Source organism: Acinetobacter gyllenbergii CIP 110306 = MTCC 11365 (assembly GCF_000413855.1).
GTDB classification, from domain to species: domain Bacteria; phylum Pseudomonadota; class Gammaproteobacteria; order Pseudomonadales; family Moraxellaceae; genus Acinetobacter; species Acinetobacter gyllenbergii.
Genome location: NZ_ATGG01000011.1, coordinates 171,435 through 197,768, shown reverse-complemented (window position 1 = coordinate 197,768; position 26,334 = coordinate 171,435). Strand labels below are relative to the sequence as shown.

The window sequence follows — 26,334 nt, the reverse complement described above, 5'->3', positions numbered from 1 at the left end:
TCAATAAATAAGAAAAAGGAGAAGCAAATGAACAAGCGTTTAAATCAACCACTTGGTGGCAATGAAATGCCGCGTTTTGGTGGTATTGCCTCAATGTTACGACTACCAGTTGTCGACAATGAGGCAGGTTTGGCCGAATTGGATGCGGCTTTTATTGGGATTCCTCTAGACATTGGTACATCTTTACGCTCGGGTACACGTTTTGGTCCTCGGCAAATTCGTGCTGAATCGGTCATGATTCGCCCATATAACATGGCAACTGGCGCAGCACCCTTTGATTCACTCAATGTAGCTGACATTGGTGATGTCCCGATCAATACTTTTAATTTGACCGAAGCGGTACGCATTATTGAAGAACATTACGACCGTGTACTGGCCCATCCGATTATCCCACTCACCATTGGCGGTGATCACACACTGACCCTTCCGATCCTACGTGCGATTCATAAAAAACATGGGCCTGTTGGTTTGGTTCATATCGATGCGCATGCAGACGTCAATGATGAGATGTTTGGTGAAAAAGTCGCACATGGCACTACCTTTCGAAGAGCTGCTGAAGAAGGACTACTGGATTGTCAGCGCGTTGTGCAAATTGGTTTACGGGCTCAAGGCTATAGCGCAGATGATTTTAACTGGAGTCGACGTCAAGGCTTTCGTGTAGTGCAAGCAGAAGAATGTTGGCATAAATCACTCGCTCCCTTGATGGATGAAGTGAGAGCCAAAGTGGCTGGAGGTCCTGTATATCTCTCCTTTGATATTGATGGAATTGATCCTGCGTGGGCACCAGGTACAGGAACTCCTGAAATTGGTGGCTTGACCACGATTCAGGCCATGGAAATTATTCGCGGCTGTCAGGGCCTAGACTTGATTGGCTGTGATTTGGTTGAGGTTTCTCCACCCTACGACACGACAGGCAATACCTCATTACTGGGTGCAAATCTGCTATATGAAATGTTATGCGTCCTCCCAGGAGTGAAAATACGCAAATAAATTTCTGCGATAAAACAAGAAAAACATATGGATAAAAATAGGTCGAGATGGAATGAAAAAAGATCAATCAAAACGGGCTGCTGCCGCAGCCTTCGTAAGTACAACGATTGAGTTTTATGACTTTTATGTTTATGCCACGGCTGCAGCGCTTGTGCTCGGCTTGGTATTTTTCCCTGAAACCGATCCTGTAACAGGGACAATAGCGGCTTTTGCAACCTTTGCTGTCGGTTTTATTGCAAGACCAATCGCTGCCGTTATTTTCGGGCATTTAGGCGATAAATTAGGTCGCAAAAAAATGCTGCTATTTACCATGCTGTTGATGGGGCTGGCGACTACTGGCATTGGTTTGATCCCCAGTTATGATCATATTGGAATTTGGGCACCCGTTCTACTGATTGTACTGCGCTTTTTGCAAGGCTTGTCCGTCGGTGGAGAATGGGGTGGCGCCGTGTTAATGGCCAGCGAACATGCGCCTGCCCATAAAAAAACTTTTTTTGCCTCTTTTGCCCAAATGGGCAGCCCAGCAGGTTTGATTCTGTGCCTATTGGTCTTTAAAGGTATTACGTCTTTGGATGAACAAGCCTTGCTGAGCTGGGGTTGGCGGGTGCCTTTTTTACTCAGCTTTGTATTTATGCTGATTGGCCTTGTCATTCGTTTAGGGGTCGAAGAATCCCCTGAATTTAAACAGATGCAAGCCAAGCAAGAAATCGCCAAATACCCTGTAAAAGAGTTGCTTAAAAACTATTGGCCTCAAGTGGTTTTTGCTGGACTGGCGATTACCATTGGGACAGCGGGTTTCTTTTTCACCAATACCTTCATGATTAGCTATGTCACCCAATATATGGGGATCAGCCGCCCCACGATTTTAAATGCTTTGTTCTGGGTCACCCTATTTGAGTTTTTAGCCATGCCTATTGCGGCTTGGTATGCCAGTAAAATTGGAGCACATCGCTTTTTATTCTGGGCAGCAATCCTCTGCATCGTTATTCCATATCCAATGTTTATGTTGGTCAGTACTAAAAATATCTATTTCATCGTGTTAGGCATCACCTTGGCTGTGCTTGCATTGTCATCGTTATACGCTGTGGTCGCTGGCTTTATGGCGGAAGCTTTTCCTGCACATGTGCGTTATTCAGGGATTTCCATTTCCTATCAAATGATTGCGGCCATCACCAGTGGAACAACACCCATCATTGGCACTTTGTTGGCTCAACATTATGCAGGCCAATGGCTACCTTTGGCCTTCTTATTTAGTTTTCTCTCGCTGCTGTCCCTCATTGGCATTTGTGGCATTACCCGATTAAGACAAAAGCAACACTCTCAGGAACAGGCTGAACAAAAGCACGGCAGCCCCAAACAAGCCGCTTAATGGATGAGCAAACAAGCGAATCTGAATCTGATAAATGGATATTAAGAGTAGCGTATTATGCAAAGAGATCGTTCTAAACAGATTACAACAATTGAAAGTTTTGGCATCGAAGAAATACCGGCTCATGCTCGTACAGCAAGCCCTTTTGATCTATTTCGTTTAAGTTTTGGTGGTGCTAATACCTTTTCGACCTGTGTCTTAGGCAGCTTCCCGATTGTATTTGGCCTCTCTTTTCAAGCTGGATTCTGGGCAATCTTGTGCGGAGTTATCTTAGGGGCCTGTATCTTGGCACCAATGGGAATTTTTGGTGCGCGTACAGGAACCAATAACGCCGTGGCTTCTGGCGCCCATTTTGGTGTCCGTGGCAGAATCGTCGGTTCGTTTTTATCCTTACTCACTGCCATTGCCTTCTTTTCACTCTCCGTTTGGAGTTCTGGCGATGCACTGATTGGCGCAACTGAGCGACTGTTTGACAGTTCTTATCAAAGCAATTGGCTGTATGGATTGGTCTATAGCGGCTTTGCCTTAGTGGTACTGATTATTTGTATCTATGGCTTTCGCTTTATGCTACTGGTGAACCGAGTGGCTGTGATCGCCTCTAGCCTGTTATTCTTTTTAGGTCTGTTTGCTTTTTCCAAGCAATTTGATTCAACTTACGCAGGACAAATTCAACTCGGACAAGCTGGATTTTGGGCGGCTTTCATGAGTGCTGCATTGATTGCATTCAGTAATCCAATTTCCTTCGGAACTTTCTTAGGTGGCTGGTCACGTTATATTCCAAAGGAAACAGCTTCATCTAAAATCATGGCAGCCGTGTTTGCATCCCAACTTGCAACCCTCATTCCCTTTCTTTTTGGCCTAGTCACCGCCAGCATTGTTGCTAGTAGTACTCCCGTATTTATCGAACAAAATAATTACATCGCTGGGCTGATTCAGATTGCACCTGCTTGGTATTTTATTCCTCTGTGTCTGATTGCACTGATTGGTGGGTTATCTACTGGAACGACAGCCTTATACGGTACGGGCTTGGACATGTCGAGTCTTTTTCCAAAATCGCTTACACGTGTTAAAGCCACGATCTGGGTTGGCCTATTGTCCATCCTGTTTATTTTTCTAGGTCGTTTTGCAGCGAATCTGACTCAAAGCGTCATGACTTTTGCCACTTTAATAGTGGTGTGTACCAGTCCTTGGATCATCATTATGATTATCGGATTTATCACACGGAAAGGTTACTATAAAAATGATGATTTACAGGTGTTTGCAAATGGCCTAAAGGGTGGCGCTTACTGGTTTCATCATGGTTGGAATTGGCGTGGCATCATCGCATGGATACCCAGTGCGGTCATTGGCCTTTGCTTTGTACATTTACCAGATCAGTTTATTGGTATCTGGGGGCATGTATTCAACGGTCTTGATCTGAGTTTACCGATCAGTATTACACTCGCAGCACTGCTTTATATTTCACTGCTCAAACTATTCCCTGAACCAAGTAGTGTATACAAAGCAACATCTAGTGTGAAAAAGACCAAGCAGCAATGTAATCGATCATTGGTGTCAGAATAGCAATGATGCAGATATTTAACTTAGAAAAAAGCCTGCTCAAGAGAACAGGCTTTTTCGCATCGGATTTTTTACTTTTTAAGGAAACCACTCACCAAATTCAAGACTTGTTGAATATCTTGGTTGGCTTCTTGCGGATTGGTACTGCTGCCTTGCGGTGTTAAAGAGTCAATCACTTGCGGTAATACTGAAGCAATTGCACCATAAATGGCTTGTTTCGGTGCTTGGGTTTGTTGTGCAACTTGTTCTACATCTTGGTCATCAAATAAACTTTGAATATTTTGCTCTGGCACATCTTGTGCATTTTGTTGCTGTGGATCAACCCAGCTTTGCACTTGATTCGATAAACCCGCATTTTTCAGTTTATCCAATGCACCTTGTAAACCACCTTGTTTTTGAATCCAAGCTAACACCAATGGTAAAACTGCAATCAATAAAGTTTGTGCGGTATTACCACCAGTTGCATTACTTTGGGTTGAAGTATTTCCACCACCCAATTGCCCTAAAACTGAACCCAAGATACCACCCAAGCCGCCTTGCTGGCTTTGGGTATTTTGCTGTTGGCCGCCAAGTTGACCTAAAACAGAACCTAAAATTCCACCTAAACCACCCGTTTGGCCTGATTGTTGCTGACCGCCTAAAGCTTGCTTTGCTAAAATTTCAACAATGTTGGTTAAATCAGTCATGACTTAAACTTTCCTTTGGAATTATTTATGCAAAAAGCATACGCTGCTTTGAAAGCACAAAACAAAGTTAAATTGTTAAATTTTGCAAGAACTTGCAACTCTTTCCAGTCTAATTATTTTACCAGCGGAATTTATTCCAATTCTCAGGATTCGCCCAGAACTTGGAGTTAAACCAGTCAGGTACATGCTTATAAGTCAAAATATTAAATTGCCATAAAGCAAAATCACTGCCGTGTGTGGTTTTATCAATCAATTGAGTAAAGCCAAGCGAACGCAATAATTTTTCATCACCCAATTTACTAACCACGACAATTCGTTTTGCCATCAGGTCACGTAGCTTCACTAACAGCTGTGATTTTTGCGTTTCAGTGATGTTTTGCATTTCTTCTGTATCAAATAATACAAAACCTAAATCATAACGCTGCGTAAATGGCAGACTTAAAAAGTCAGTTACGCTAAAATAATGCCATTGAATTGAAGCATTTTGGTCAATCTGCTGACCTATACAAAGTGCAGTATGAATGGGCTGTTCTTGAGATAAATCGTCTAGCATAGAAGTGATGACATTTTGTTCAGCCATAACTGCAACCCTTGATTGAAAGATGAGAGTTTATTAATGGAACTACAAGGCATTTGTCATAAAATGCATGCAGCGCTCAAAACGCATAGTGTAACTGATCAATCAACAAGCAAGGCAAATGTTGAATATAAATTTATATTAGATCGTTCAGAAACTGACCTTCCTTTTGTTTTAGGTCAAGAAATTGAGATCGAATGGACGGGTAATATCTTTTGTACCTCTTGTGGCGCAAAAACACCGAAGTCTTATTCACAGGGTCATTGTTTTAAATGTTTTAAAACCAAGGCCGAATGTGATTTGTGCATTATGAAACCTGAAACTTGCCATTATCACTTGGGAACTTGTCGTGAAGACCAGTTCGCACATGATGTTTGTTTCCAGCCACATATTGTGTATTTGGCCAACTCCAGCGCCTTAAAGATCGGGATTACCCGTATCGTCAATATGCCAACCCGTTGGTTAGATCAAGGGGCAACGCAGGCGTTACCCATTATGAAAGTCGGTTCACGTCGTTTGTCAGGGCATTTGGAAACGTTAATTGGTACACAAATCGCAGATAAAACAGACTGGCGCAAATTGCTGAAAGGTGAAGCTGAACCTTTAAATCTGCTTGAGCAACGTGATCAAATTTTGGAAGAGTTCGCTCCAAAAATTCAGAGCATCCGTGAAGAATTTAATCAGAACCTTGAATTTAACGAAAGCTTGGAATTCTTGGAAGATGAAACGCCACGCGAATTTATCTATCCGGTTGAGCATTATCCTGAAAAGATTAAATCGCTGAATTTAGATAAAACACCAAAAATTCGCGGTGTATTGCAAGGAATCAAAGGTCAATACTTATTATTTGATATCGGTGTGATCAATATCCGTAAATATACAGGTTATGAACTAATCCTTCGTGCCTGAAGAATATGCATAAAAAAGGTGGCCTAATCGCCACCTTTTTTATTTAGCCCGTTTTTAAACAATTCAAAATCGCCTGTACGGGGTCTTCCGTATTGCCTGAGATTAGCTGTTTATGCATACTCAAATGTTGCATCATTTGGATATGCGCCGTTTCATGATCCATTAAACGTTCAATTTCAGTGGCTAAATGCTGTGGTGTTGCATCGGCCTGAATCAGTTCCTCAATCACTTTCTTGCCCGCAATAATGTTTGGCAATGAATAGTACGGAATTTTGACCATGAATTTCGCAATCAGATAGGTCAACCAGTTTAACTTATAAAAAGTCACCATTGGACGGTGCAATAACATTGCTTCCAGCGTCGCGGTACCAGAGGCCAAAGCGACAATATCACTGGCATTCATCACCATACGACCAATTTTTGACTCGGCATCACTATTTTCCAAAACATGAATTTTAGATTTCAAGCTCGCATCTAGATTTTGAATGCCTTGTTCAATCTGATGCTTGCGCGCATCATTAATTGCAGGGATTAAAAACTCCAGATCAGGATGCTTTCGATGCAGAATTTCTGCAGCGCCAGTCAATAAGGGCAATAATCGCTCAATCTCACCACGACGACTGCCTGGTAATAAAGCAATATGGGTTTTATGTGCAGACAAGCCCAATTGATGTTTGGCTTCAGTAATTGGATTTTTTAAAGGGAGTTGCTTTGCCAATGGATGCCCAACAAAAGCGGCGGCAACCTCATAATTTTCATAGAAGGTTTTTTCAAATGGAAATAAACACAGAACCAAATCGATACTGCGTTTAATGCCATGAACACGACCTTGGCGCCACGCCCAGACCGACGGGCTGACATATTGCACAGTTTTTATCGGTAAATGTTTTTCTTTAATGGTTTTAGATAGGCGTAAATTAAAATCGGGCGCATCAATACCAATAAAAATATCGACAGGATGCTCGGTCCAACGTTCAACTAGACCATCACGCACAGCAAACAGCTTTTTTAAATCTTTAAGGACTTCAACAATTCCCATCACCGAAAGAATTTCCATCGGATAATAACTGTGAAATCCCTCTGCAATCATTTGTGGGCCACCAATCCCCTCAAATTCAGCATCAATGCCCTGTTCGCGAAAACTGCGCATGAGTTTCACTCCTAGAGTATCTCCAGAAACTTCCCCCACCACGATACCAATTTTTAGTTTTTGCTTTAACAAGACCTACGCCCCACAGAAATGTTTAAATGATTCTAACAGAATGATTTTACATCGAATCACCCTACACCGTGCAAATTGTTCATGATTGGTGAACATCAGTTCTGATCTAAGATGACATTTATTATTCAAAATACAATCTAGATTTACGATGAATGAAGAATTGATTGAGATTCTGCTAAGATTTAATATAAACAAGAATCATTTCCATATGTGATCTATTTCTCCCTTCTTTTGCTTCAAGACCCTTTATGGCTAAATCTGCATCTGTTTCGCTTGTCTATCGACTGAGCATTTTCTATCGCTTTGTACTGAGCTTTGTTCTTGGCTACGTGTGCATGATGTATTTGAGCCTTGGACTTGGTTCATTGTTTAGCCATTTATTAGACAAGGCAGAGGCAATCTATCTTGCGGCCTTTATTTCAATTCTCTTTTATCTGGCCTTTATCATTTTGAGTTTTTGTATGCATTCATTGATCAAACTCAGCTTGATCAGTCTGGTTTTGACTGGCGCATTGTTTGGCTTATCTGTGGGTTTAAATTAAAAATGCAAAATAAAGGCGTTCGCCAATCAATGGCATGGTTGCATGCGTGGGCAGGCTTAATTTTTGGCTGGCTTTTATTTGCCATTTTTTTAATGGGTACCAGCTCCTATTATCGACATCAGATTAATCTATGGATGCAGCCACAACTGGCGCAATACCAAATTAATCAAGACACTGCTATCCGTACAGCAACGGATTATTTAGCTAAAAATGCGGCTGATGCCAAATCTTGGTATCTCAATATTGCCAATCATGAAGAACCCGTCAATAAAATGTATTGGCAACAAGCCAGCGGCGGCTATGAAAGCCGTAGTTTAGATGCCAATACAGGGCAAGAGCTAAAACTCTCAGCGACCCAAGGCGGAAATTTCTTTTATAATTTCCACTTTCAGCTCTATGGTGTTCCCATCATGGTCGGACGGCTGATTGCCTGTCTCGCTGCCTTTATTATGCTGATTGCTTTGGTCTCTGGGATTATCACGCATAAGAAGATCTTTACCGATTTCTTTACCCTCAGAACCTTTAAATCGCAACGCTCATGGTTGGACTTCCATAATGTCTCTTCTGTACTAGCATTGCCCTTTTTCCTGACCATTACCTTTACAGGCTTGGCGATTTTCTTTTATCTGTACTTGCCTTGGGGTATGCAAAAGCTTTATCCAGAGAATCCTTTTCAATATTTTACTGAGATCAGAACCACTGAAAAAAGCACAACGCATCAAGCTGAACCTAAAAAAGCGGAAATGTTGCCGATTGGCAGTTTATTAGAAAAAGTAAAACAACAATGGGGAGATCAAGCCTTAGCATCGATTGAGGTCAAAAATCCCAATACAGACCAAGCCATCATTACCTTTAAGCAATTAGAAGATCGTTCGATTAGCTTAAATCAGGCACAAATCACCTTTGATGGTCAAGGTCATGTATTGGCGAATACCCGAAATGAAAGTGCTGTTGCGACCTTAAATGCAGGTGTTTATGGCCTACATATGGCGACTTTTGCTCAGCCGATACTGCGCTTCGCTTTCTTTTGCTCAGGCATTCTGGGATGTTTGATGATTGCGTCTGGCCTATTACTGTGGAGCCTAAAGCGCCAGATTCAAAATAAATCGAATCAATTTCATTTCGGCTATTATTTGGTGGATCGTTTAAATGTTGCAGCCTTTGTCGGTCTTCCTACGGCAATGCTCGGCTATCTATTCGCCAATCGATTGGTCCATATCACTGAAACCACACCCAACTATGAAATTTATACCTTTTTCAGCGTATGGGGACTGAGCTTTATCATCGCTTTATTGACCCAAAAACAATATTTATGGAAATCACAGATTTGTATCTTCGGATTGATTACTTTGATTCTACCGATCTATAACTTGGTGTACTTGATTCAACATCAGTTAATCACTGATTTACATAGCTATTGGATATTCTTGCGAATTGATTTGTTTCTGCTGGTCTGTGCCCTATTTGCCGTGTTTATTTTTAGAAATATTCAGCCGATTCAAGCGAAATCCGCTCAGAAAATTAAAAGCAAGTTGGCGAAGCAACAAGAGGTTAAAGCATGATTCTGTTGAGCCTTGTATTGACCTTCATCGGGATGTTGTTGCTCTATAAATGTAGCGCCAAGCAAGTCAGTAAAGCCAAACAACAGGTTTTCATTCGCTATCAAACACACCTTAGAGTCTTAGCTTATCTCTGCTTCTTAATTGCGGGTAGCCTGCTTTGTTTAGAGTATGGTAGTTCCATTGGCTTTATTAGTTGGTGGATCTTTGCCACACCAGTGACCTTTATATTGGTGTTATCAGTGAATGAGTTAAAACCCACTAAAAAGCTAAAATGATTTTGCTACAACAGCTATCCTCAACTTCTGCCAAGGATAGCTTTATTACTTAAAAATTAATGCCCGTGATGGCTATGATCTTCCTGAGCAGCCGTTTTGTCTTTGTCATCACAACATTTCATCTTTTTTTCACAACACTCTTTTTTATTGGCGGCCTCTTTTTCCTTACAACAATTACCTGCAGCAAAAGCCGGTACAGTTGTAGCCAATAAAAGTGTTGAAAGCAAAATGGTTTTAATATTAAACATAATCATGTCCTTGAAATAAAAATAAAAAATTTGAATTTATAAAAATAGGACATGATTTGGAGGGCGATAAGGTAACTGATAAATGCCTAAAGTCAGTTGATCTAGATAAGTTGAATTTGCTGTTTTAAACGATTGTATGCTTCGTTCGATGGAATGAGGGCTATCTTCAAATGTTGCCACGACACAGCACAGACTCTTTTGGCAATGCGATGTATCTATTTTGCCACTGTCCATAGGGTCATGCTTCGTCATCGTAGCCATTCCACAATCTGACATTGCAGCATGATTTTTCATGACTTGCGCTACAACAGGTTGACTCACTTCAGACACAGCCATTGCATAGCTATTGGTGATAAAACACATAGCAATCAGCAATGAAATGAGGCTTCGAATGAAAATAGACATAAGGCGAAATAATCAAACATACAATCCGTGTATCAATCTCAAAATAAACCAATCACCGTTCATAAAGCAAGCCAAACTGAATAAAAATTGATCTAAAAAGCTGTAAACTCGGCTTTCTTTAGCTTTTTTTTGCATAAGCAAATCATTATTCATCACAACGAGTTATCTAAAAAAAGCATAAGATATGCTGATTTTTGCATAATTAGGCATATTGTCGATGTTTGGTCCTATAGAATTTATTATGGCTGGGGTATTGGTTGGCTTCTGTGTCGGTATCACAGGTGTCGGTGGTGGTTCATTGATGACCCCAATCCTGATTAGCCTATTTAAGATCGAACCGCATATTGCCATTGGTACTGATCTACTTTATGCCTCAATCTCAAAATTCTGTGGTTCAGTGGTTCATGCCAAAAAACTGAATATTGTCTGGCCAATTGTACTTTGGTTGTCTTTGGGCAGTATTCCAGCCTCTTTCGCAACCTCTTGGGTACTTGAACATTATCTCAGTCAATCAACGCATTATAAAGCGGTATTGACCATGGTCTTGGGCTTTATGTTGACCTTGACGGGCATTTCGATTGTGTTCCGTACGCAAATTGAAAAGTTCTTTGACAAATTCCGTAACCGCGAACAAGCGGATATGGAAAGTGAACAGCATGCATTGCAACACAAGCGTCATTACATTGTGATTATGGGTATCGTGCTTGGTATCTTTGTGACCTTATCTTCTGTGGGTGCAGGTGCTTTCGGTATCATGGCCTTAGTGCTTATGTTCCCAAACCTTCCTATGATCCGTATCATTGGCTCAGATGTAGTACATGCGGTATTACTGACAGCGGTTGCTGGCCTAAGCCATATGTCTTCAGGTAATGTCGATTTTACCCTGTTAATGTGGTTATTGGTGGGTTCAATTCCAGCCATTATTGTCGGTACACTCATCAGCTCACGTATGCCAGAACGACTAATCCGTAAAATTCTAGGCATTACCCTATTTGCCTTGGGTGTGAACTTTATGGTGAACCCAATTAAGGCGAAACCAAAGCCAGTTGAAACACACCAAGCTGTTGTGATTCAGCAAACAAAGCATGTAACAACAACTGTTTAAGCGTTGTAATGCCGATTATTTCTACATAAATTATGCTTTTCGCTAGTTAATCAATCGGCATTTCATGCTATATTCGTAGACAAAATAACCTTTTCTTTCGATTGAATTTGTGACAGCAATGAATACTCTACAGTCAAATCCAGTTTCTCAGCCAGATATCGACGACGTTAATATTAAAAGCATTCAAACTTTGATTACCCCAGCAGAACTGAAAGCTGACCTCCCTTTATCTGATGCTGCTTCTCAAACTGTGTTACAAGGACGTGCAACTGTACGCAACATTTTAGATGGCAACGACAAACGCTTGTTTGTGGTCATTGGCCCTTGTTCGATTCACGATCCTAAAGCTGCACATGAATATGCTGACCGCCTGAAAGTGCTCAGCGAAAAAGTAAAAGACACTTTATATCTAGTAATGCGTGTTTATTTTGAAAAACCACGTACCACAGTTGGTTGGAAAGGTTTAATCAACGATCCAGATATGAACGACTCTTTCAATATTGAAAAAGGTTTGCATATCGGTCGTGGATTATTAATTGATCTGAATGAAAAAGGTTTGCCATGTGCGACTGAAGCACTTGATCCAAACTCACCACAATACTATCAAGACTTGATTTCATGGTCAGCAATTGGTGCACGTACCACTGAAAGCCAAACTCACCGTGAAATGTCTTCAGGCTTATCCTCTCCTGTTGGCTTCAAAAACGGTACCGATGGTGGCTTAACCGTTGCGACCAATGCGATGCAATCTGTTAAACATGGTCACAGCTTCTTGGGCCTGAATGAAAATGGTCAAGTTGCGATTATCAATACCAAAGGCAACCCTTATGCACACGTGGTATTGCGTGGCGGTAATGGCAAGCCAAACTATGATGCAACTTCAGTTGCCGAGGCGGAAGCCGCTTTGGCAAAAGCTAAAGTCAGCAACAAGATCATGATTGATACTAGCCATGCCAACTCAAACAAAGACCCGTACTTACAACCTTTGGTTTTGAAAAACATCACGGAACAAATCCTTGATGGTAACAAATCAATTGTTGGAATCATGGTGGAGAGTCACTTAAAAGGTGGTCGTCAGGACATTCCTGAAAATCTGTGTGATCTTGAATACGGCAAGTCAGTGACGGATGGCTGTATTGATTGGGAAACCACAGAAAAAGCATTACTCGAAATGCATGAAGCATTGAAAGACGTCTTACCAACACGTTAATTCGATCTTCACAAAAAAACAGGCCCTTATGAGCCTGTTTTTTTGTTCATCAATTCAGCTAACTTGCACAAACGTACAATACAGCGCATGGCACTTTGCCCTATTTTGATCATCCTTTGCTATTGATTCATTTAGGTTGGTCATGGAAATTTTTCTTTATACCTTAAGTGTGATGTACAGCCCTGGTCCTGTGAACTTTATGGGGTTAAATGCTGGGCTAACAGGACAGTTCTCCCGAACATTGGGCTTTTTTGCTGGTGTGGGTTGTTCCATGCTGATGCTATTTGTTGTATTTGGTTATGCCGGTGCAGCATTAATTCCCCATGCGTATTTGCATTTGATTGCCTTGATTGGGGCAATCTATACATTCTATTTAGCCTATAAAATGATGACGGCACATACTGAGTTAAAAACAGATCAAACCCAACACAAAAGCCTCAATTTTTGGAATGGTTTCTGGATTCAAAGTCTGAATCCTAAAGCGATTTTAGTGATTTTACCTGTGACCACCATTATGTACCCTGCTGCACATATCACAGGTGGCCTGATTCTCATTGTTTCACTACTCATTTCTCTTGGTGCAGCGGGTGCTCCGTTGCTTTATTCATTTGCTGGATCAGTAATTGGCAAAAAATTGAGTAATCCAATTTGGCTCAATCATCTAAATAAAATACTGGGTATCTTCCTAATTATTTCAGGTCTATTTATGTTGAGTGATTTCTTAAAAGGTATGCATCTTATTTAGAGCTTTTTTAGTTGCAAACACAGCTTATTTCTGACGTGTATAAATCTGTTTCCATCTTGCTGGGGTAATCCCAAAAGCTTTGGTAAAATGCCGAGTCATATGGCTCTGATCAAAAAAACCAGCAATGATGGCAGCCTGCGTCAGCGACTCTCCGTACATCAGACATCTTTTCACGATATCTAGCCGACGCATGGTCATATAACGATGCGGACTGGTGCCGAATAGCAGTCTAAAATCACGAGAAAGACTCCAACGATCACGCTGTATATTCTGTTCTAAATCATCCAAACTGATGTTCTGATCCAGCGAAGCGTGAATAAACTCTCTGGCTCGCTCTGCTGCAATATAATCATAGCGTTGCCGCGCGCGTGATGACTGACCTGCAACTTCATACAAAGTTGTTGCCAAGTCATACAACGCATCTTCTTCTTCTAAAAGATCCAATGGATCCTGCATGTTTTGCAAAAGTGTATGGGTAACACGATAAAGCCGTGGATCATCACTCAGCCCATGTTTGAAAAAAGGCAGCGGTTTGCCTTTCATGATCTTTTGAATCAATGCAGGTTCAACGTACATCATTCGGTAGTGAAAGCCTTCTTGAGTTCCCGCACTGCCATCATGCTTTTCATCTGGATGTAACACCATGGTCATGCCATGCTGACTATGTCGGACTTCACCACGATAATGAAAGCTTTGTACACCAGACAAGGTACGACCAATCGCAAAGGTATCATGTTGGTGTGGTTCATATGCATGATCAGAAAAGAAAGCTTCTATTCTTTCCAAGCGCTCACTATCAGAAGCCCGCACAATCCAATCGGACTGATTTGCTATTTTTGACACGCTGATCTGCCTATAAAATATTGAATTCAGCAGTCTCAGAATACCTCAATTTTGCTTTGATCTATAAGTCATTTTTTGATTATACTGCTGCCACATTTCTCCTACGACGTATCGCTGATATGAAGTCCAGTTTTCGTCAACATTTGCTTAAGTGGCGTGCCAGTTTCGGCGCGATAACTTTGCTTTGTTTACTCTGGCATATCTTCTTACCAACAATGGTCCATACAGGCGTCGTACCTGCACTTTATGCAATGCCAAGCCATTGCCAAGTCACTGAAATTCAAAATGCATCGTTGATGTCACAGATGCATTCGAGTCATCATCAACACAGCATGCATGACATGCATCACGGACCGCAGTTACAGCATGCCAAACATGCCCAGCTCAGTGAATATGCACAACAGGTATATGCGCTGGCTAGCCAAATCATGAAGCATTGCCCTCTCTGCTCACATGGTTTAGATGCCGCTGCGATCGTGCCGCTGATTGCATTCATTATTATATTTCTACTGGCTTGGTTCAGTCGCGTTCGCTGCCTGTGCCATACGTGGACAGAAGATCTGCACATCGCCCGTATCTTCTATATTTTTCCAATCAAACAAGCCCCGCCACTCGCTTTATAAAACGCAAATTTTACTTCGTACCCCGTAAATGACGGCGGTGCGTTCTCGTTTATTGCTTTTTATAGAGTTCAAAATGAATACTCCATTCCGTTTGTCTGTACTCACGGCTGCGTGCCTGTCTGTTGGCTATAGCTCTGTTGTTTTTTCAGAAACTGTACCTTCTGATGCGACTAAAACCTTAGCCACCATCGTTGTGACCGCGAGTCGTGAAGGTGAATCGATTAATAATACCCCTGCTGCAATCAGTAAAATTAACAGCAAGGACATTGAAGATAAACATGCAACTTTTATAGGACAAATCATCAATCAAACACCGGGCGTACTGATGAATGATTTGGGTAATGAACAGCATATGATGTCGATTCGCCAACCGATGACCACAGCTGCCGTTTATCAATATTTAGAAGATGGGATTTCAATTCGTCCCGTGGGTGTATTTAACCACAATGCCTTATATGAAGTGAATCTAGCGGGTATTGATAGCATCGAAATTTTACGCGGCCCTGCCAGTAGCTTATATGGCAGCAATGCGATTGGTGGAACCATTAATTTTCTGACCAAAGCACCAAGTGCGACAGCAACAGCCGATCTGGGCATCAGTGCCAGTTCTGAGGGATATCGCCGTATCGATGTCGGCGCTTCAAATACCTTTGATAGCGAATTTGGTGAGCACGGTTTAAGGCTTTCGGCCTATGCCAGTGATCGTGGTGATAGCTGGCAAGACCATGCTGAAAGCAATAAACAGAGTGTGACGCTCAGACACGACTGGCGCATCTCTGATGCCACACAAATTAAAAATATTGTCAGTTATAACCATTTAAAGGCAGATATGACCGGTAGCTTAAATCTGGACGATTATCGCAAACGTCCTGGATACAGCTACCAAACCTTTACCTATCGTGAAGTTGATGCCACACGGCTTTCTTCTCAAATTAGCCATCAATGGAATGATCAGCAACAAAGCCAAGTTACCTTGTATTATCGTAACAATACCACCGAGCAAAACCCAAGTTATAACATCCGCACCGATGTTAAAAATGGCACACCGACTGGCACTTATAGCGGACAAACCACCTATAACGCCTTTCAGTCCTATGGTTTAAATGCGCAGCATTCTGCTACATTTGATCAGGTCAAACTGATTGTCGGGGCAATGGCTGACCATTCTCCTAACCAAGCCAGAACCAATGATATTCAGGTGTTCCGAGACCCGAATACTTTGGTCTATACCGGTTATCAACAACGCCAGCGCTTACGCGACTTTAATGTAGACGTCAATAACCAAGCCGTCTATGCACAAGCCAATTGGCAAGTGTTACCGACTTTAAATTTAGTCGGTGGTGCACGTTATGACTGGATTAGTTATGACTATGAAAACAAATTAACCCCATCAAAAACCACAGGCGCACCGAATGAAAAACGTGATTTTCATAAAGCCAGTCCTCAAGTCGGTTTTGTCTGGAACATCACGCCAGCAATTGATCTTTATAGTAATTGGTCACAGGGTTTTGTACCGCCAGAAGTCAGCAGTTTATACGGTGCAAATTTGGTGACACCTGACTTGAAAGAAGCCACATTTAATAATATCGATGCAGGTCTGCGTTTTAAATTATTCGATGATCGCTTAGACGGTGAAATCACCCTATATCGCTTAGAAGGCGAAGATGAAGTGATGAGCTATACCAAGCCAGATAACACACGCGAGCCACGCAATGCAGGCAAAACCTTACATCAGGGAATTGAAATTGGGGGAACATGGAAACTCAGTGATTTATATGATCAGCGCTTAAAACTCTCAGGCAGTGTGGCCAAACATGAATATCAGCAGTTTCAACCTTCGAGTGTTTTAGATTATAGCGGCAACACCATGCCAAGTGCGCCTAAAACATTTGGTACGCTTGAATATCAAATCAAGCCATTACCTGAGCTATTACTTTCTGCAGAAGCGGTTTATGTCGGTTCTTACTGGATTAACGATGCCAATACGGAAAAGTATGATGGCCATACTTTGCTGAATCTACGTGCCAACTACCGTAAAAATGCTTATGAAATCTATGGGCAAATCCTGAATGCCACAGATCAGCATTATGCAGAAAGTACCTCATTTAGTAATAACCAAGTCAGTTATACCCCCGCTGCACCACGAACCTATTTATTAGGTTTACGTTACCATTTTGGGAAATAAGCAATGAATGCCAAACAACTGAAAAAACTACTGTCTTTACACCGTAGTTTTGGGATGGTGTTGGGCGTTCTCGTTTTACTTTGGTCTTTAACAGGTGTGTTGCATCCAATCATGAGTGCAACACAACCCCAGCCTGTAAAACGAATGCCACCATCTCAACAACTGGATTTAACACATGCCTTAGCAGCAACGGATGTTCTGAAACAACATCAAATCGCGCAATTTTCGGCCTTACAGGTAATTGAATTAAATACTCAGCGGATTGCCTATCGCATATTACAGCCCAATCAAAAGATTGCTGAATACTATGATAGTCAGACTGGTCAATTGCTGGCCAATGCGGAGCAATTTGATGCCCAACGTTTAGCACTTTGGTATACAGGCTTATCGCAACAGGACATTGTATCCAGTCAAATCATCACCACATTCAGTGATGATTATCCGAGTGTCAATCGTTTGCTGCCTGTTTGGCGGGTTGATTTTCAAAATGGTTTACGTGCCTATGTTGATCCTTCACAAGCCCGATTGGCTACACTCTCCAATGATCAAAAGATGTGGATGGCAAAAATCTTCCGCTTAGGTCATACCTGGACGTGGGGTGATCAAGCTTGGATAGGCCAAACTGTTCTTATGCAACTGGCTTTGATTGGCATACTCTGCATGATTTTTATGGGGATAAGCTTATTCTTTAACATTCACAATCGGCGCAATCATCGTCTAGGGCAAAAACCAATACGCTTTCTGCATCGCTATTTAGGCATCAGTTTAAGCGTCTTTATTCTGCTTTGGGTGCTTAGTGGTTTCTATCATATTTGGCAAAAAAAGCCCGATATTAAAAATATTCAACCTGTTTTCCATACGGCTGATTTAACTACAGAAGTATGGCAACACATCACTCAACAGCCTATTCAACGGCTGGATCTTGTTCCCACATCCTTTAGAGAAACACATAGCCGTGCAGCTTGGATGATTCAAGCCATCGGACGAGAGCCATTACAAGGCAGCATGACGGCGGCAACGAAGCAGCATGATCATCACACGACTAAAACAGTAGTTCCCGCGATTCAGTTTGTAGATGCTGGTAATGGTGAACTGATTGATATTCTTAAACAAAGTAAACAATTGGCTGCAAGTTATTTAGGATTACAACCTGAACAAGTTCAACAGGCCGCATGGGTGACAAGTTTTGGAGGCGAATATGGGTTTATCAACAAGCGTCTGCCCGTGATTAAGGTTGAAACGCAGTTAGAGAATCAACTCAGACTGTATATTGAGCCGAGCAGTGGCGTAATTGCAGCTCAGGTGACGCAACAAGATGCTTTAGAAGGATTTAGTTTTGCTTATCTACATAAATGGACATGGTTGCCAATAGATAAAACGCTTCGGGATATCATCCTAGGTACGATTGCCGGGTTGGTTGCTTTACTCGCTGTGCTAGGTTTCTGGGTTCAATTGGGCAAACGCTAATCATCAAAGTGATCCTTCTGTTTGCAGGAGGATCACGACAATCCAAGCATTCAATTTTTTAAATCACATAGAATGAAGCAATCACAAAACTGAGAATCACACCAGTTTCAGCCAGCTCAATTGCAGCGCCTATAGTATCCCCAGTAATCCCGCCGATTCGTTTAATAAACAATGATCGCATATAAAAAAGCATCACTAAAAAAACCAGTAAAGCAATTAACCCAAGCCATTTAAACATACAAAGAAATGCGATTGTAATGACAAAAACCATCCAAAGTTGTTTTTTAGGCATAAAATCTGTCATAGAACGGCCCAAGCCTTGAGCACGTACATAAGGTGTTGTGAGGAATAAAAACAGCGGCACACTGCGCCCAAGCATAGGCAAGACGATTAAAAAAACAGCCATTTGTTGTTCAAGCAAAACGTATAGAGCCACAAATTTCAGCAAGCAGACGGCAACTAAACTCAGCACCCCGATTGGACCACATGCAGGGTCTTTCATGATTTTCAAGGTTCGTTCAGGATCACCAAATCCACCGACCCATGCGTCGGCTGTATCCGCTAAACCATCCAGATGTAATCCACCTGTCAGCCAAATCCAGAGTACGAGAATCAGCACTGCACTCAAGATGATCGGAAGCTTTGCCAATAACATGGCAGATGCAAACAAAATCAACCCAAGTAATACACCCACCAAAGGATAAAACAGCATGGCCTGAGCATTCTGCTTTGCGCTTGGCATCGTTTTGAGTTCAATGGGTAAAACAGTCAAAAACTGCAAGGCAATCCAAAAAGGTGTCATGCAACCTCTCAATGACAACGAGTTCATCATGCCTGAATTATGAAGAAATAAAATTGGGAATAGCAAGCGATTCCCAAATGAAAAGACCCAATATCTTAGATTATTGAATTTGATAACATTGTTTAAGCTTCAAATAATCATAATAAAAACTGTTGTTGCTATAACGTGCGTAGTTACAACTCGACTTAAATAGGGTTTCTTTCTCGTTATAGAACATTTTCACCAAGGTTGTACCTTGCTTGTTTTGATAAATATCCCATTGTAAATTCGCTGCCATGGGTGACACTAGCTCACCTCGCCAAGTGCTGCTGTTGTAGCTATAAGTTTGACGTAAAGGTAAAGGCTGCATCATATTGTGCAACTCTAAACTGGTCGCCAAAGGAATAATGATTTCGGCATGAGCAAAACGTAATACCGCACGATGGGTTTGCTGCTGATCTACAATCGCATCGACTTGTTTAAATAAGTCCTGCTTTAATCCTTGAGCAATTGCACTGGTGACGTTCTTCGATTCGGTAAAACTTGGCCCTTTGCTATAAAAATCATTGGCATCGTTAAATTCAGCATAGAATTTTGCAGCATCTACAGGCATATACTGATCAAAATCAACACCTTTCAATTCAGTTTTCATACCGCCTGATATTGAATATAACTCATAGACATAGGCCGCCGCATCCACAGCACTGGCAATGCTATTTTTACCTTTACCTTTTTCAGTGATGGTTTCGCCTTTAGGTGAAGTAACGCTATATGAACCAATATTGCTAAATACATAGCCTGTGGTTCCCAGTTTTTGAATAAATTCTGCTTTGAACAGTGGATTCAATACACTCTTTGCCACTTGTTCAGCACGACTATTTTTCGCAAGTTCATTTAACTTATTGACCAGATCTGCATCCTCTTCTTCAAAATGCTGATAGGCTTGGCTGGCATCGTAAATCGCCTGTTGTTGTGCGGATAAGGGCTGTGCTAAATCTTGCTCTTTATTTAAACTATGAAAATAAAGCTTAAAACGATCCACTCCACCATCTTCAAGCGTTGGCACACTACTACTGGCTAAACTGGTGTATGAGACTGGGGTGATGTGTGTTTTTAATTGCGGTTGCTGTTGGATCAATTCAGCAGTGAAAAATTTGGCACTATCCACCGCACGGTCTACCCCCGAACTTTGCACTAAAATTGATGTCGGTTGTTGTGCTGCGGTTTGAAATAAATTTGGAAGTCGCTGCAATAAACGATCAGCAATACCACGATGCTCCTGAATACCTTGCATGGTTTCATTGCCATAACCAAACTGACGGATGCCATCCACACCATAACCCAAAAGAATATTGGCTTTCATCATGCTTTCTAAATCTGCCCCCAGTTTTTCACCTAAAGGTGTGAGTGCATTTTCAGCTTTGGCTTGTTTCCAAAGGTTATACAACGCTAAATCATATTTGATGCTGGATAAACCGCGCGAACCATGACGTGCAACCAATTCAGTAAATACAGGCTGAAATCCTTGTGGAATAGCTTCATATTTTTTGAGATCTTGTTGTGGTTGGTACGGAGTTTTAGTCTGATAATATTTTGATGCAGCGTTATTTTCTGAGGTTGTTTTCGATTCTTGGTGATCGTCGTTATTACATGCTGCCAATAAAATGCTTGCGCATAACACACTGCTTTTCAATAATATATTCATGAATGATTTGCTTATAGGTCAATAAATGCCATGTATCATAGGCAGTCGCAATGACAGTTCGATTACATCAAGCAAGCAAATACTGGAAACAGAATAAGATTTTATCGCTACTAGATTTTTGTCTTTTCAGAAAAATGAATTTGATTGTCAATTTGAGTTAGCTTTAAAGCATATAAGGTTCCTAACTCTGCGGGCATGGTTAATAGGTCATCCAGCTTTTGGTGACGTGCCAAACAAGTCAGTAACTTAATCACCCCACCATGCGTCACAATCAATGCCTTGTTCCAGTTGTGTTGCTGCATTTGAACATAAATTTCATTAAAACCATGCAAGACACGTTGCTGGAATTGATTCAATGACTCCCCATTCGGGGCATGATATTGCGTTGGAAATTGCCAGAAATTTGCCAATCGCTCAGGCTCTGTTTCGTAGATGGTTTGAGTCGCAATACCTTCCCAATCGCCAAAATACATTTCCTTAATTTCTGCATTGAGCAGCAAAGGTAATTCAAGTTGTTTCGCCAGTGCTGCCGCAAACTTTTGACAGCGTTGTAATGGCGAGCTGATGATCACATCCCATTGTACTTGAGCAGCAAGATGCTGCTCAACGGTAGATTGCATTTGTAACCAACCTTGTTCTGTGAGTGCATCATCGAGATGCCCACGCAAGGTATGGCTCAATGCTGTTTCCCCATGCCGTAGTAAATCAAGGTGCAACTTTATCACCCGTAACTGCAGCTTCGGCAAAGGTGGCCATTTGATTGTGTAAGACACAAGCCAGTTGTAACATGGACAAGGCTGCTCCTGCGCCGCTGCCTTCACCAAGACGCAAATTCATATTTAAAATAGGCTGAGCGTCTAAGGCTTTTAGCACACGCTGATGACCATATTCAGCCGATTGATGTCCAAACAACATCCATGCGCGACTGTGGAGTTGAATACGTACCGCACACAAGGCTGCAACCGAGCTAATAAAACCATCCACCACAATTGGTAAACCAAGTTGTGCACAGCGAATATAAGCACCTGTCATGGCCGCAATTTCTAGACCGCCAACAGCTGCCAGAATTTTTAAAGCATCGTCAGCAACAGCTGCTTGATGTCTCTTCACCGCTTGATCAATGACCGAGATTTTATGTTGCAACTGTTGATTCGTAATTCCTGTCCCCACACCCGTCATTTGTGCGGCATCTTCATGCAACAACAAACAGGCCAGTGCTGAAGCTGAACAGGTATTACCAATTCCCATCTCACCAGCAATAAAAATATCGGCAGCTTGAGCTTTGGCACGATCAACGCTGTCTTTACCCAGTTGTAATGCCGCTAAGCATTCCTGTTCCGTCATTGCCGCTTGTTGGGCAAAATTAGCAGTACCTGCACGAATACAATAACGCTCGACCCCAACATAATCATAGGCTTCACCCACTGTACCGCAATCCACCACTTGTAAATGTGCATGATGATGTTTGGCAATCACACTGATAGCTGCACCACCTGAAGCAAAATTTTGCAGCATTTGACGGGTCACGGCCTGCGGATAAGCCGAAATATTTTCGGCCACAACACCATGATCACCTACAAAAATGGTAATCCAAGGTTGTTGAATCTGCGGATGGACCGTGCCTTGTAAGCTCGCCAATTGAATGGCTAGCTGCTCAAGTTGCCCCAAAGCGCCTGTGGGTTTGGTCAATTGCAGTTGACGTTGTTCAGCTTGTTGTTTGGCTTCTAAATCTGGTTGTTGTACGGCAGCTAAAAACCATTGCGCTTGTTCAGTCATGTTATTTCTCATCTTTTAAAATCATTGGAAAGCCTGCCACACAAAACATGACTTTATTGGCGAGTTGCCCCAAGGTCTGATGCAAACGCCCTGCTTCATCGACAAAACGACGGCTGATTTCTCCCATTGGTACCACTCCCAGCCCAGTTTCGTTACTGACCAGAATAATCTGAGAGTGTAGTTGTGGTAAGACCTCGAATAGTTTTTGCATCTGTTGTTGCTGCAAGGCTGGATCTTCAGCCAATAACAGATTACTGAGCCACAAGGTCAAGCAATCGACCAAAATCAACTGATTGGCCTGATCGCATTGCAAGAGTCGATCTGCCAGATAAATCGGTTCTTCATATACTTGCCAATGATCAGGACGTTGCTGTTGATGATGTGCAATACGCTGCTGCATTTCTGTATCTAAGGCCTGCGCCGTTGCAATATAAATGACGGATAAGCCTGTATCTTTGGCGGTTTGTTCTGCCAAACGACTTTTACCTGAGCGCGCCCCGCCTAAAATTAGTTGCAACATATCTAACCTAGTTCAATTTGCTGATAAGGATACAGTAATCCTTGTAAAATCTGTGCCTTGTAATAGCCAAAAGTCAGTTTTTTGACCTGAATCTTCATGGATTTTAACGAAAGCTGTTGTATCCGCTGCAATACCCTATCACCCGGCCAAGCTTCACCATACAAACCTAAAGTAATATGCGGACAATATTCAAGTGCTGCGATCTCTTCAGATATGAGCAAATTGCTGACGAATTTGGGCCAGTACACCCTGCCGATCTTGAATCTGTAAGAACAAAGCACTACTAAAGCTATCGATCTGTGTGATTTCAAGCTCAAAAGGTTTGAGCTGTAATGCTTCAATTAGCTTGATCTGCTGCTGTAATTGTTGAATCTGAAAATCATCGTCGTATTGCTTAACAGTAGGCTGCAAGAAACCGCACACAAATAAAGTAATGTGATATTGGCGTTGCTGTGCAGGAAGTAATAGATCTGAAAATTGTGCCTGGATTTCGTCTAAATATTGAATTAATTCAGGTTGATCAATCTCAATATACCAAAGCCCATAATCTGAGCGACCCTTGTGCCATTCAGGATAATCGCGTATTGCGGTCGCAATCAACTGGGTGTCTGTTTGTAATAACACAACTTCAGCATCATAGATAAAGTTGTGTTATTCAAACATAAACCCAGATCAAAGTTAAGCTGCATTCACCGTGAGCACTGATGTTTATGCCGTTAGAGGTTTCAACTCCTCCAACTGTGATATGAATGCATTGTCATTGAGTTCCGCCTGAATCCCGTGATAGAGCTGGTTTAATAAGGCTTTTTTTTGATTTTCAGTGATGTCCATATGCTCAATATTGGTCTGGACATGTTTTACAATCTTAATCTCATCCAGCCCAAGCCTTTTCAAGGCATAGGCATAGCCATAAATTGCACCTTGTATCAGCTTTTGATAAGGAAGCTGTTGTTGCACCTGACATTCTAAACTGCCTAATACGCGCTCATTCAGATTGAGTTTTCTAAGCGGATCACGAGCTACACGTTCACAAGGATCTTTATAGGCCGCTCGGCAAGAATGCAGGAAACTTTCCGCCATTCGGTCCAGTTCTTTGGCTTGATTGGGAATCATATTGGCTAGACCCAATTTAACTTCGTTAACCACCTGCTCTGCATATTTCATGATTTTTGGATCCGCCATGGCGATACCAATGGTGTCATGTCCAAGTGCACTGGCATACCACGCCAACATGGCATGACAGCCATTCCATAGGCGGTTCTTAATGATTTGAATCTCAGAAATCTGATCCACTAAAATCATTTGACGCATTTTGCTTAATAACGGGCTGCGATTTTCCACATAAATCGGCATATCCGTTTCACTATGGAACAGGATCAGATCCATATTTTGTAGGAATTGCCCTGTTTGAAACTGTCCGCGCATATCTTCTAAACAATGTGTGATCTGCTGTTCCTGCTGTTCAGTCAGCGCAGTTTCATCTGACAACTCAATCGTTTCTGGATTGAGATCATTTTGATATTGTTTGAACAGGTTATGCTTAATATTGAGCTGACGATATAGGGCCTGATCGGTAAGCTTGGATACCATTCGATTGACCACGGTATCGCAAAAATAATGTTCACTTAAAATATGTTCGGCAATATCCTCATCCGTCAATTCCAATAAAGCTTCACGGATATGTTTCAAGACCAAATATTTTGCGCAGACTTTATTTAAAATAATCAAAAAAGTAATCGGCTCATTGTTGTCTGCATCTGCTGACATGAAACGAGCCAATAATCCCTTCGCAATGATTTTTGCCTCAGACTCAATCGCTTGTTCTGGTAAGCACAGTGCGATCAGGCTAGATTGCATATACATTTCTAACATCTGCTGTTCATTGTCAGCATCAATCACTGTGAGATTATCAATACGCTCATCATAAGAAGACTGACCATAGCGAATGCTATAGCTGCCGAAACTATTGACTGACTCTAGATATAGACGATTTCGGGTTGAGGCCAGAATGCGTTTTGGTCGTGTATAACCATCCCAATACGACAAGATTTGTGCAATATAGCCACCACCAATGGCACCAAAACCATGAATCCCAACAGTCAACTGGTTAGAACTTTGTGGAAATAACTCTTGTAACTGTGGCATGCCCATTTCGGGAATAAACTCATCTAAAGCATTCAAACATTCGTACATATCAGAATAATAGAAGTTTGCTTTCGAGAGCATATGATCGTTGGGTTCTTTTATATCTTTAAATAAAATGGTAATTCCGCCTGCATCATAGGCTGAACAAATTCCATTTTCAGAATCTTCGAACATCAGACACTGTTGCGGTTGTAAGTTTAGTTTTTGTGCGGCTTTAAAAAAGATTTCTGGATGCGGTTTGCCTTTTTCAACTTCATCCCCACAGACCAAAAGATCAAAAAATTTATAAACATTCGCGTTAATGAGATATTCTTCTGCAATCGCTCGACGACTCGAAGTCGCGACTGCCATTTTTAAGCCTGATTTTCTTAGACGCTCTAAGACTTGTACCAAGCCTTTTTTAATCGGCACGCCATTGTTACGGACAAACTCTAATTCAACTTCATCTGCACGTTTGCGAATGGCAGTATAAGGAACATTTGCACCGTAAAACTTTTGTGCTAGCTGCTCAGATGCTTTCGCACTCAACCCTAGACACTGCATCAAATATTCATCTGAAAATTCCTGTCCAATCAGCTCTTTTGATGCCTGTTTCAATGTCTGGAAGCGTAAACGCTCGGTATCAAACATTGTTCCATCCATGTCAAAAAGCGCTCCTTGAACAGGATAATCATGAAAAATAAGCATCTTTACTCCTTTATCTATCTTGTTATGACGTTTTATAGGGTACATAAAAAAACCAGCTAAAATCTAAAACGTCAATAAATGAAATAAATTTGGTTAAAAAATAATCGATAAGGCTATTTTTCTCAGCTATATTCGATTGAAATAGTCAGAATACTTGCATTATGAGGAAAATAATGAACGTTTTTTCACCTAAAAAT

Annotated in this window: 25 protein-coding genes and 2 pseudogenes; 13 read left to right on the top strand and 14 right to left on the bottom strand. The window is 41.6% G+C overall.

Annotated elements, in window-relative coordinates; genetic code table 11:
* Nucleotides 1-27 precede the first annotated feature (27 nt).
* Genes speB through F957_RS14025 form a run of 3 tightly spaced genes read left to right on the top strand, consistent with a single transcriptional unit; the run spans nt 28 to nt 3,922 of the window.
* Nucleotides 28-990 (top strand): agmatinase, encoded by a 963-nt coding sequence (gene speB, locus F957_RS14015; protein WP_016540203.1) that lies wholly within the window; start codon nt 28-30, stop codon nt 988-990.
* 52 nt (nt 991-1,042) lie between these two features.
* Nucleotides 1,043-2,359 (top strand): MFS transporter, encoded by a 1,317-nt coding sequence (locus F957_RS14020; RefSeq protein WP_016540204.1) that lies wholly within the window; start codon nt 1,043-1,045, stop codon nt 2,357-2,359.
* Nucleotides 2,360-2,416: 57 nt separating this feature from the next.
* Nucleotides 2,417-3,922 carry a purine-cytosine permease family protein gene (locus tag F957_RS14025; protein WP_016540205.1) on the top strand — a complete coding sequence of 502 codons (1,506 nt, stop codon included), beginning with the start codon at nt 2,417-2,419 and terminating at the stop codon, nt 3,920-3,922.
* Between the two features lie 68 nt (nt 3,923-3,990).
* Here F957_RS14025 and F957_RS14030 read toward each other — a convergent pair whose 3' ends face one another.
* Both F957_RS14030 and F957_RS14035 read right to left on the bottom strand, forming a co-directional pair.
* Nucleotides 3,991-4,605, bottom strand: a complete 615-nt coding sequence (locus F957_RS14030) for a YidB family protein (RefSeq protein ID WP_005315636.1) — start codon at nt 4,603-4,605, stop codon at nt 3,991-3,993.
* A 118-nt stretch (nt 4,606-4,723) separates the two neighbouring features.
* Entirely contained in the window at nt 4,724-5,185 is a 462-nt protein-coding gene (locus tag F957_RS14035) for a DUF6231 family protein (protein WP_016540206.1), read from the bottom strand.
* Between the two features lie 36 nt (nt 5,186-5,221).
* On the opposite strand from F957_RS14035, the gene F957_RS14040 reads away from it, so the two are divergent.
* Entirely contained in the window at nt 5,222-6,091 is an 870-nt protein-coding gene (locus tag F957_RS14040; RefSeq protein WP_004653389.1) for a DUF2797 domain-containing protein, read from the top strand.
* A gap of 43 nt (nt 6,092-6,134) precedes the next feature.
* On the opposite strand, the gene lpxB is transcribed toward F957_RS14040, so the two are convergent.
* A complete protein-coding gene (gene lpxB, locus F957_RS14045) occupies nt 6,135-7,313 on the bottom strand; it encodes a lipid-A-disaccharide synthase (RefSeq protein ID WP_081401615.1) in 1,179 nt (392 codons plus the stop codon).
* 248 nt (nt 7,314-7,561) lie between these two features.
* Here lpxB and F957_RS14050 point away from each other — a divergent pair, with 248 nt between their 5' ends.
* The 3 genes from F957_RS14050 to F957_RS14060 are packed head-to-tail and all read left to right on the top strand — an operon-like array spanning nt 7,562 to nt 9,692.
* Nucleotides 7,562-7,855: a hypothetical protein gene (locus tag F957_RS14050; protein WP_016660243.1), complete on the top strand. Its 294-nt coding sequence runs from the start codon at nt 7,562-7,564 to the stop codon at nt 7,853-7,855.
* 2 nt (nt 7,856-7,857) lie between these two features.
* Complete coding sequence (locus tag F957_RS14055) at nt 7,858-9,417, top strand: PepSY-associated TM helix domain-containing protein (RefSeq protein ID WP_032860385.1); 1,560 nt, start codon at nt 7,858-7,860, stop codon at nt 9,415-9,417.
* Complete coding sequence (locus F957_RS14060) at nt 9,414-9,692, top strand: hypothetical protein (protein WP_016540211.1); 279 nt, start codon at nt 9,414-9,416, stop codon at nt 9,690-9,692. Before F957_RS14055 ends, F957_RS14060 begins: the two co-directional genes overlap by 4 nt.
* Nucleotides 9,693-9,748: 56 nt before the next feature.
* Here the strand turns inward: F957_RS14060 and F957_RS14065 are convergent, their stop codons facing one another.
* The 3 genes and pseudogenes from F957_RS14065 to F957_RS22115 all read right to left on the bottom strand — a co-directional run.
* Nucleotides 9,749-9,940: a hypothetical protein gene (locus tag F957_RS14065; protein ID WP_016540212.1), complete on the bottom strand. Its 192-nt coding sequence runs from the start codon at nt 9,938-9,940 to the stop codon at nt 9,749-9,751.
* Nucleotides 9,941-9,976: 36 nt separating this feature from the next.
* The gene (locus F957_RS14070) at nt 9,977-10,345 is read right to left on the bottom strand and encodes a hypothetical protein (RefSeq protein WP_016540213.1); all 369 of its coding nucleotides are present in this window, start codon (nt 10,343-10,345) and stop codon (nt 9,977-9,979) included.
* Between the two features lie 66 nt (nt 10,346-10,411).
* Nucleotides 10,412-10,498 (bottom strand): annotated as a pseudogene (locus F957_RS22115) (hypothetical protein); the annotation flags it as partial.
* 64 nt (nt 10,499-10,562) lie between these two features.
* On the opposite strand from F957_RS22115, the gene F957_RS14075 reads away from it, so the two are divergent.
* The 3 genes from F957_RS14075 (at nt 10,563) to F957_RS14085 (ending at nt 13,405) form a co-directional block, all read left to right on the top strand.
* Nucleotides 10,563-11,450 carry a sulfite exporter TauE/SafE family protein gene (locus F957_RS14075; RefSeq protein WP_016540214.1) on the top strand — a complete coding sequence of 296 codons (888 nt, stop codon included), beginning with the start codon at nt 10,563-10,565 and terminating at the stop codon, nt 11,448-11,450.
* A gap of 118 nt (nt 11,451-11,568) precedes the next feature.
* Nucleotides 11,569-12,660: a 3-deoxy-7-phosphoheptulonate synthase gene (locus tag F957_RS14080; protein WP_004653380.1), complete on the top strand. Its 1,092-nt coding sequence runs from the start codon at nt 11,569-11,571 to the stop codon at nt 12,658-12,660.
* A gap of 142 nt (nt 12,661-12,802) precedes the next feature.
* A complete protein-coding gene (locus F957_RS14085; protein ID WP_016540215.1) occupies nt 12,803-13,405 on the top strand; it encodes a LysE family translocator in 603 nt (200 codons plus the stop codon).
* A 24-nt stretch (nt 13,406-13,429) separates the two neighbouring features.
* Here F957_RS14085 and F957_RS14090 read toward each other — a convergent pair whose 3' ends face one another.
* Nucleotides 13,430-14,248, bottom strand: coding sequence for an AraC family transcriptional regulator (locus F957_RS14090; RefSeq protein ID WP_016540216.1), 819 nt, complete (start codon nt 14,246-14,248; stop codon nt 13,430-13,432).
* 119 nt (nt 14,249-14,367) lie between these two features.
* Here F957_RS14090 and F957_RS14095 point away from each other — a divergent pair, with 119 nt between their 5' ends.
* The 3 genes from F957_RS14095 to F957_RS14105 all read left to right on the top strand — a co-directional run bounded on the left by F957_RS14095 (nt 14,368) and on the right by F957_RS14105 (nt 18,523).
* Complete coding sequence (locus F957_RS14095) at nt 14,368-14,871, top strand: hypothetical protein (RefSeq protein ID WP_016660242.1); 504 nt, start codon at nt 14,368-14,370, stop codon at nt 14,869-14,871.
* Between the two features lie 73 nt (nt 14,872-14,944).
* Nucleotides 14,945-17,056: a TonB-dependent receptor gene (locus F957_RS14100; protein ID WP_016540218.1), complete on the top strand. Its 2,112-nt coding sequence runs from the start codon at nt 14,945-14,947 to the stop codon at nt 17,054-17,056.
* Nucleotides 17,057-17,059: 3 nt separating this feature from the next.
* On the top strand, nt 17,060-18,523 hold the full coding sequence (locus F957_RS14105) for a PepSY domain-containing protein (protein ID WP_016540219.1): 1,464 nt from the start codon (nt 17,060-17,062) through the stop codon (nt 18,521-18,523).
* Between the two features lie 58 nt (nt 18,524-18,581).
* Here F957_RS14105 and F957_RS14110 read toward each other — a convergent pair whose 3' ends face one another.
* From F957_RS14110 to mtlD, 7 genes and pseudogenes are all read right to left on the bottom strand, one after another.
* A complete protein-coding gene (locus tag F957_RS14110; protein WP_016540220.1) occupies nt 18,582-19,325 on the bottom strand; it encodes an adenosylcobinamide-GDP ribazoletransferase in 744 nt (247 codons plus the stop codon).
* A 100-nt stretch (nt 19,326-19,425) separates the two neighbouring features.
* Entirely contained in the window at nt 19,426-21,009 is a 1,584-nt protein-coding gene (locus tag F957_RS14115; RefSeq protein ID WP_016540221.1) for a histidine-type phosphatase, read from the bottom strand.
* Between the two features lie 110 nt (nt 21,010-21,119).
* Nucleotides 21,120-21,725 (bottom strand): histidine phosphatase family protein, encoded by a 606-nt coding sequence (locus F957_RS14120; RefSeq protein WP_032860436.1) that lies wholly within the window; start codon nt 21,723-21,725, stop codon nt 21,120-21,122.
* Nucleotides 21,715-22,785: a nicotinate-nucleotide--dimethylbenzimidazole phosphoribosyltransferase gene (cobT, locus tag F957_RS14125; protein WP_016540223.1), complete on the bottom strand. Its 1,071-nt coding sequence runs from the start codon at nt 22,783-22,785 to the stop codon at nt 21,715-21,717. The genes F957_RS14120 and cobT overlap by 11 nt, the downstream gene beginning before the upstream one ends.
* Nucleotide 22,786: 1 nt before the next feature.
* Nucleotides 22,787-23,305, bottom strand: a complete 519-nt coding sequence (gene cobU / locus F957_RS14130; protein WP_016540224.1) for a bifunctional adenosylcobinamide kinase/adenosylcobinamide-phosphate guanylyltransferase — start codon at nt 23,303-23,305, stop codon at nt 22,787-22,789.
* 2 nt (nt 23,306-23,307) lie between these two features.
* Nucleotides 23,308-23,929 (bottom strand): annotated as a pseudogene (locus tag F957_RS20850) (2'-5' RNA ligase family protein).
* A gap of 84 nt (nt 23,930-24,013) precedes the next feature.
* Nucleotides 24,014-26,137 carry a bifunctional mannitol-1-phosphate dehydrogenase/phosphatase gene (gene mtlD, locus F957_RS14135; RefSeq protein WP_016660238.1) on the bottom strand — a complete coding sequence of 708 codons (2,124 nt, stop codon included), beginning with the start codon at nt 26,135-26,137 and terminating at the stop codon, nt 24,014-24,016.
* Nucleotides 26,138-26,334: the final 197 nt, after the last annotated feature.

Excerpts from the sequence above, each read along its gene's own strand:
- F957_RS14020 (WP_016540204.1), top strand. The coding sequence starts at position 1,043 with ATGAAAAAAGATCAATCAAAACGGGCTGCTGCCGCAGCCTTCGTAAGT.
- F957_RS14100 (WP_016540218.1), top strand. The coding sequence starts at position 14,945 with ATGAATACTCCATTCCGTTTGTCTGTACTCACGGCTGCGTGCCTGTCT.
- F957_RS14025 (WP_016540205.1), top strand. The coding sequence starts at position 2,417 with ATGCAAAGAGATCGTTCTAAACAGATTACAACAATTGAAAGTTTTGGC.
- F957_RS14095 (WP_016660242.1), top strand. The coding sequence starts at position 14,368 with ATGAAGTCCAGTTTTCGTCAACATTTGCTTAAGTGGCGTGCCAGTTTC.
- F957_RS14075 (WP_016540214.1), top strand. The coding sequence starts at position 10,563 with ATGTTTGGTCCTATAGAATTTATTATGGCTGGGGTATTGGTTGGCTTC.
- F957_RS14070 (WP_016540213.1), bottom strand. The coding sequence starts at position 10,345 with ATGTCTATTTTCATTCGAAGCCTCATTTCATTGCTGATTGCTATGTGT.
- F957_RS14030 (WP_005315636.1), bottom strand. The coding sequence starts at position 4,605 with ATGACTGATTTAACCAACATTGTTGAAATTTTAGCAAAGCAAGCTTTA.
- F957_RS14050 (WP_016660243.1), top strand. The coding sequence starts at position 7,562 with ATGGCTAAATCTGCATCTGTTTCGCTTGTCTATCGACTGAGCATTTTC.
- F957_RS14065 (WP_016540212.1), bottom strand. The coding sequence starts at position 9,940 with ATGTTTAATATTAAAACCATTTTGCTTTCAACACTTTTATTGGCTACA.
- F957_RS14080 (WP_004653380.1), top strand. The coding sequence starts at position 11,569 with ATGAATACTCTACAGTCAAATCCAGTTTCTCAGCCAGATATCGACGAC.
- F957_RS14035 (WP_016540206.1), bottom strand. The coding sequence starts at position 5,185 with ATGGCTGAACAAAATGTCATCACTTCTATGCTAGACGATTTATCTCAA.
- speB (WP_016540203.1), top strand. The coding sequence starts at position 28 with ATGAACAAGCGTTTAAATCAACCACTTGGTGGCAATGAAATGCCGCGT.
- F957_RS14040 (WP_004653389.1), top strand. The coding sequence starts at position 5,222 with ATGGAACTACAAGGCATTTGTCATAAAATGCATGCAGCGCTCAAAACG.
- F957_RS14105 (WP_016540219.1), top strand. The coding sequence starts at position 17,060 with ATGAATGCCAAACAACTGAAAAAACTACTGTCTTTACACCGTAGTTTT.
- F957_RS14115 (WP_016540221.1), bottom strand. The coding sequence starts at position 21,009 with ATGAATATATTATTGAAAAGCAGTGTGTTATGCGCAAGCATTTTATTG.
- cobU (WP_016540224.1), bottom strand. The coding sequence starts at position 23,305 with ATGTTGCAACTAATTTTAGGCGGGGCGCGCTCAGGTAAAAGTCGTTTG.
- cobT (WP_016540223.1), bottom strand. The coding sequence starts at position 22,785 with ATGACTGAACAAGCGCAATGGTTTTTAGCTGCCGTACAACAACCAGAT.
- F957_RS14085 (WP_016540215.1), top strand. The coding sequence starts at position 12,803 with ATGGAAATTTTTCTTTATACCTTAAGTGTGATGTACAGCCCTGGTCCT.
- F957_RS14055 (WP_032860385.1), top strand. The coding sequence starts at position 7,858 with ATGCAAAATAAAGGCGTTCGCCAATCAATGGCATGGTTGCATGCGTGG.
- F957_RS14060 (WP_016540211.1), top strand. The coding sequence starts at position 9,414 with ATGATTCTGTTGAGCCTTGTATTGACCTTCATCGGGATGTTGTTGCTC.
- F957_RS14110 (WP_016540220.1), bottom strand. The coding sequence starts at position 19,325 with ATGACACCTTTTTGGATTGCCTTGCAGTTTTTGACTGTTTTACCCATT.
- mtlD (WP_016660238.1), bottom strand. The coding sequence starts at position 26,137 with ATGCTTATTTTTCATGATTATCCTGTTCAAGGAGCGCTTTTTGACATG.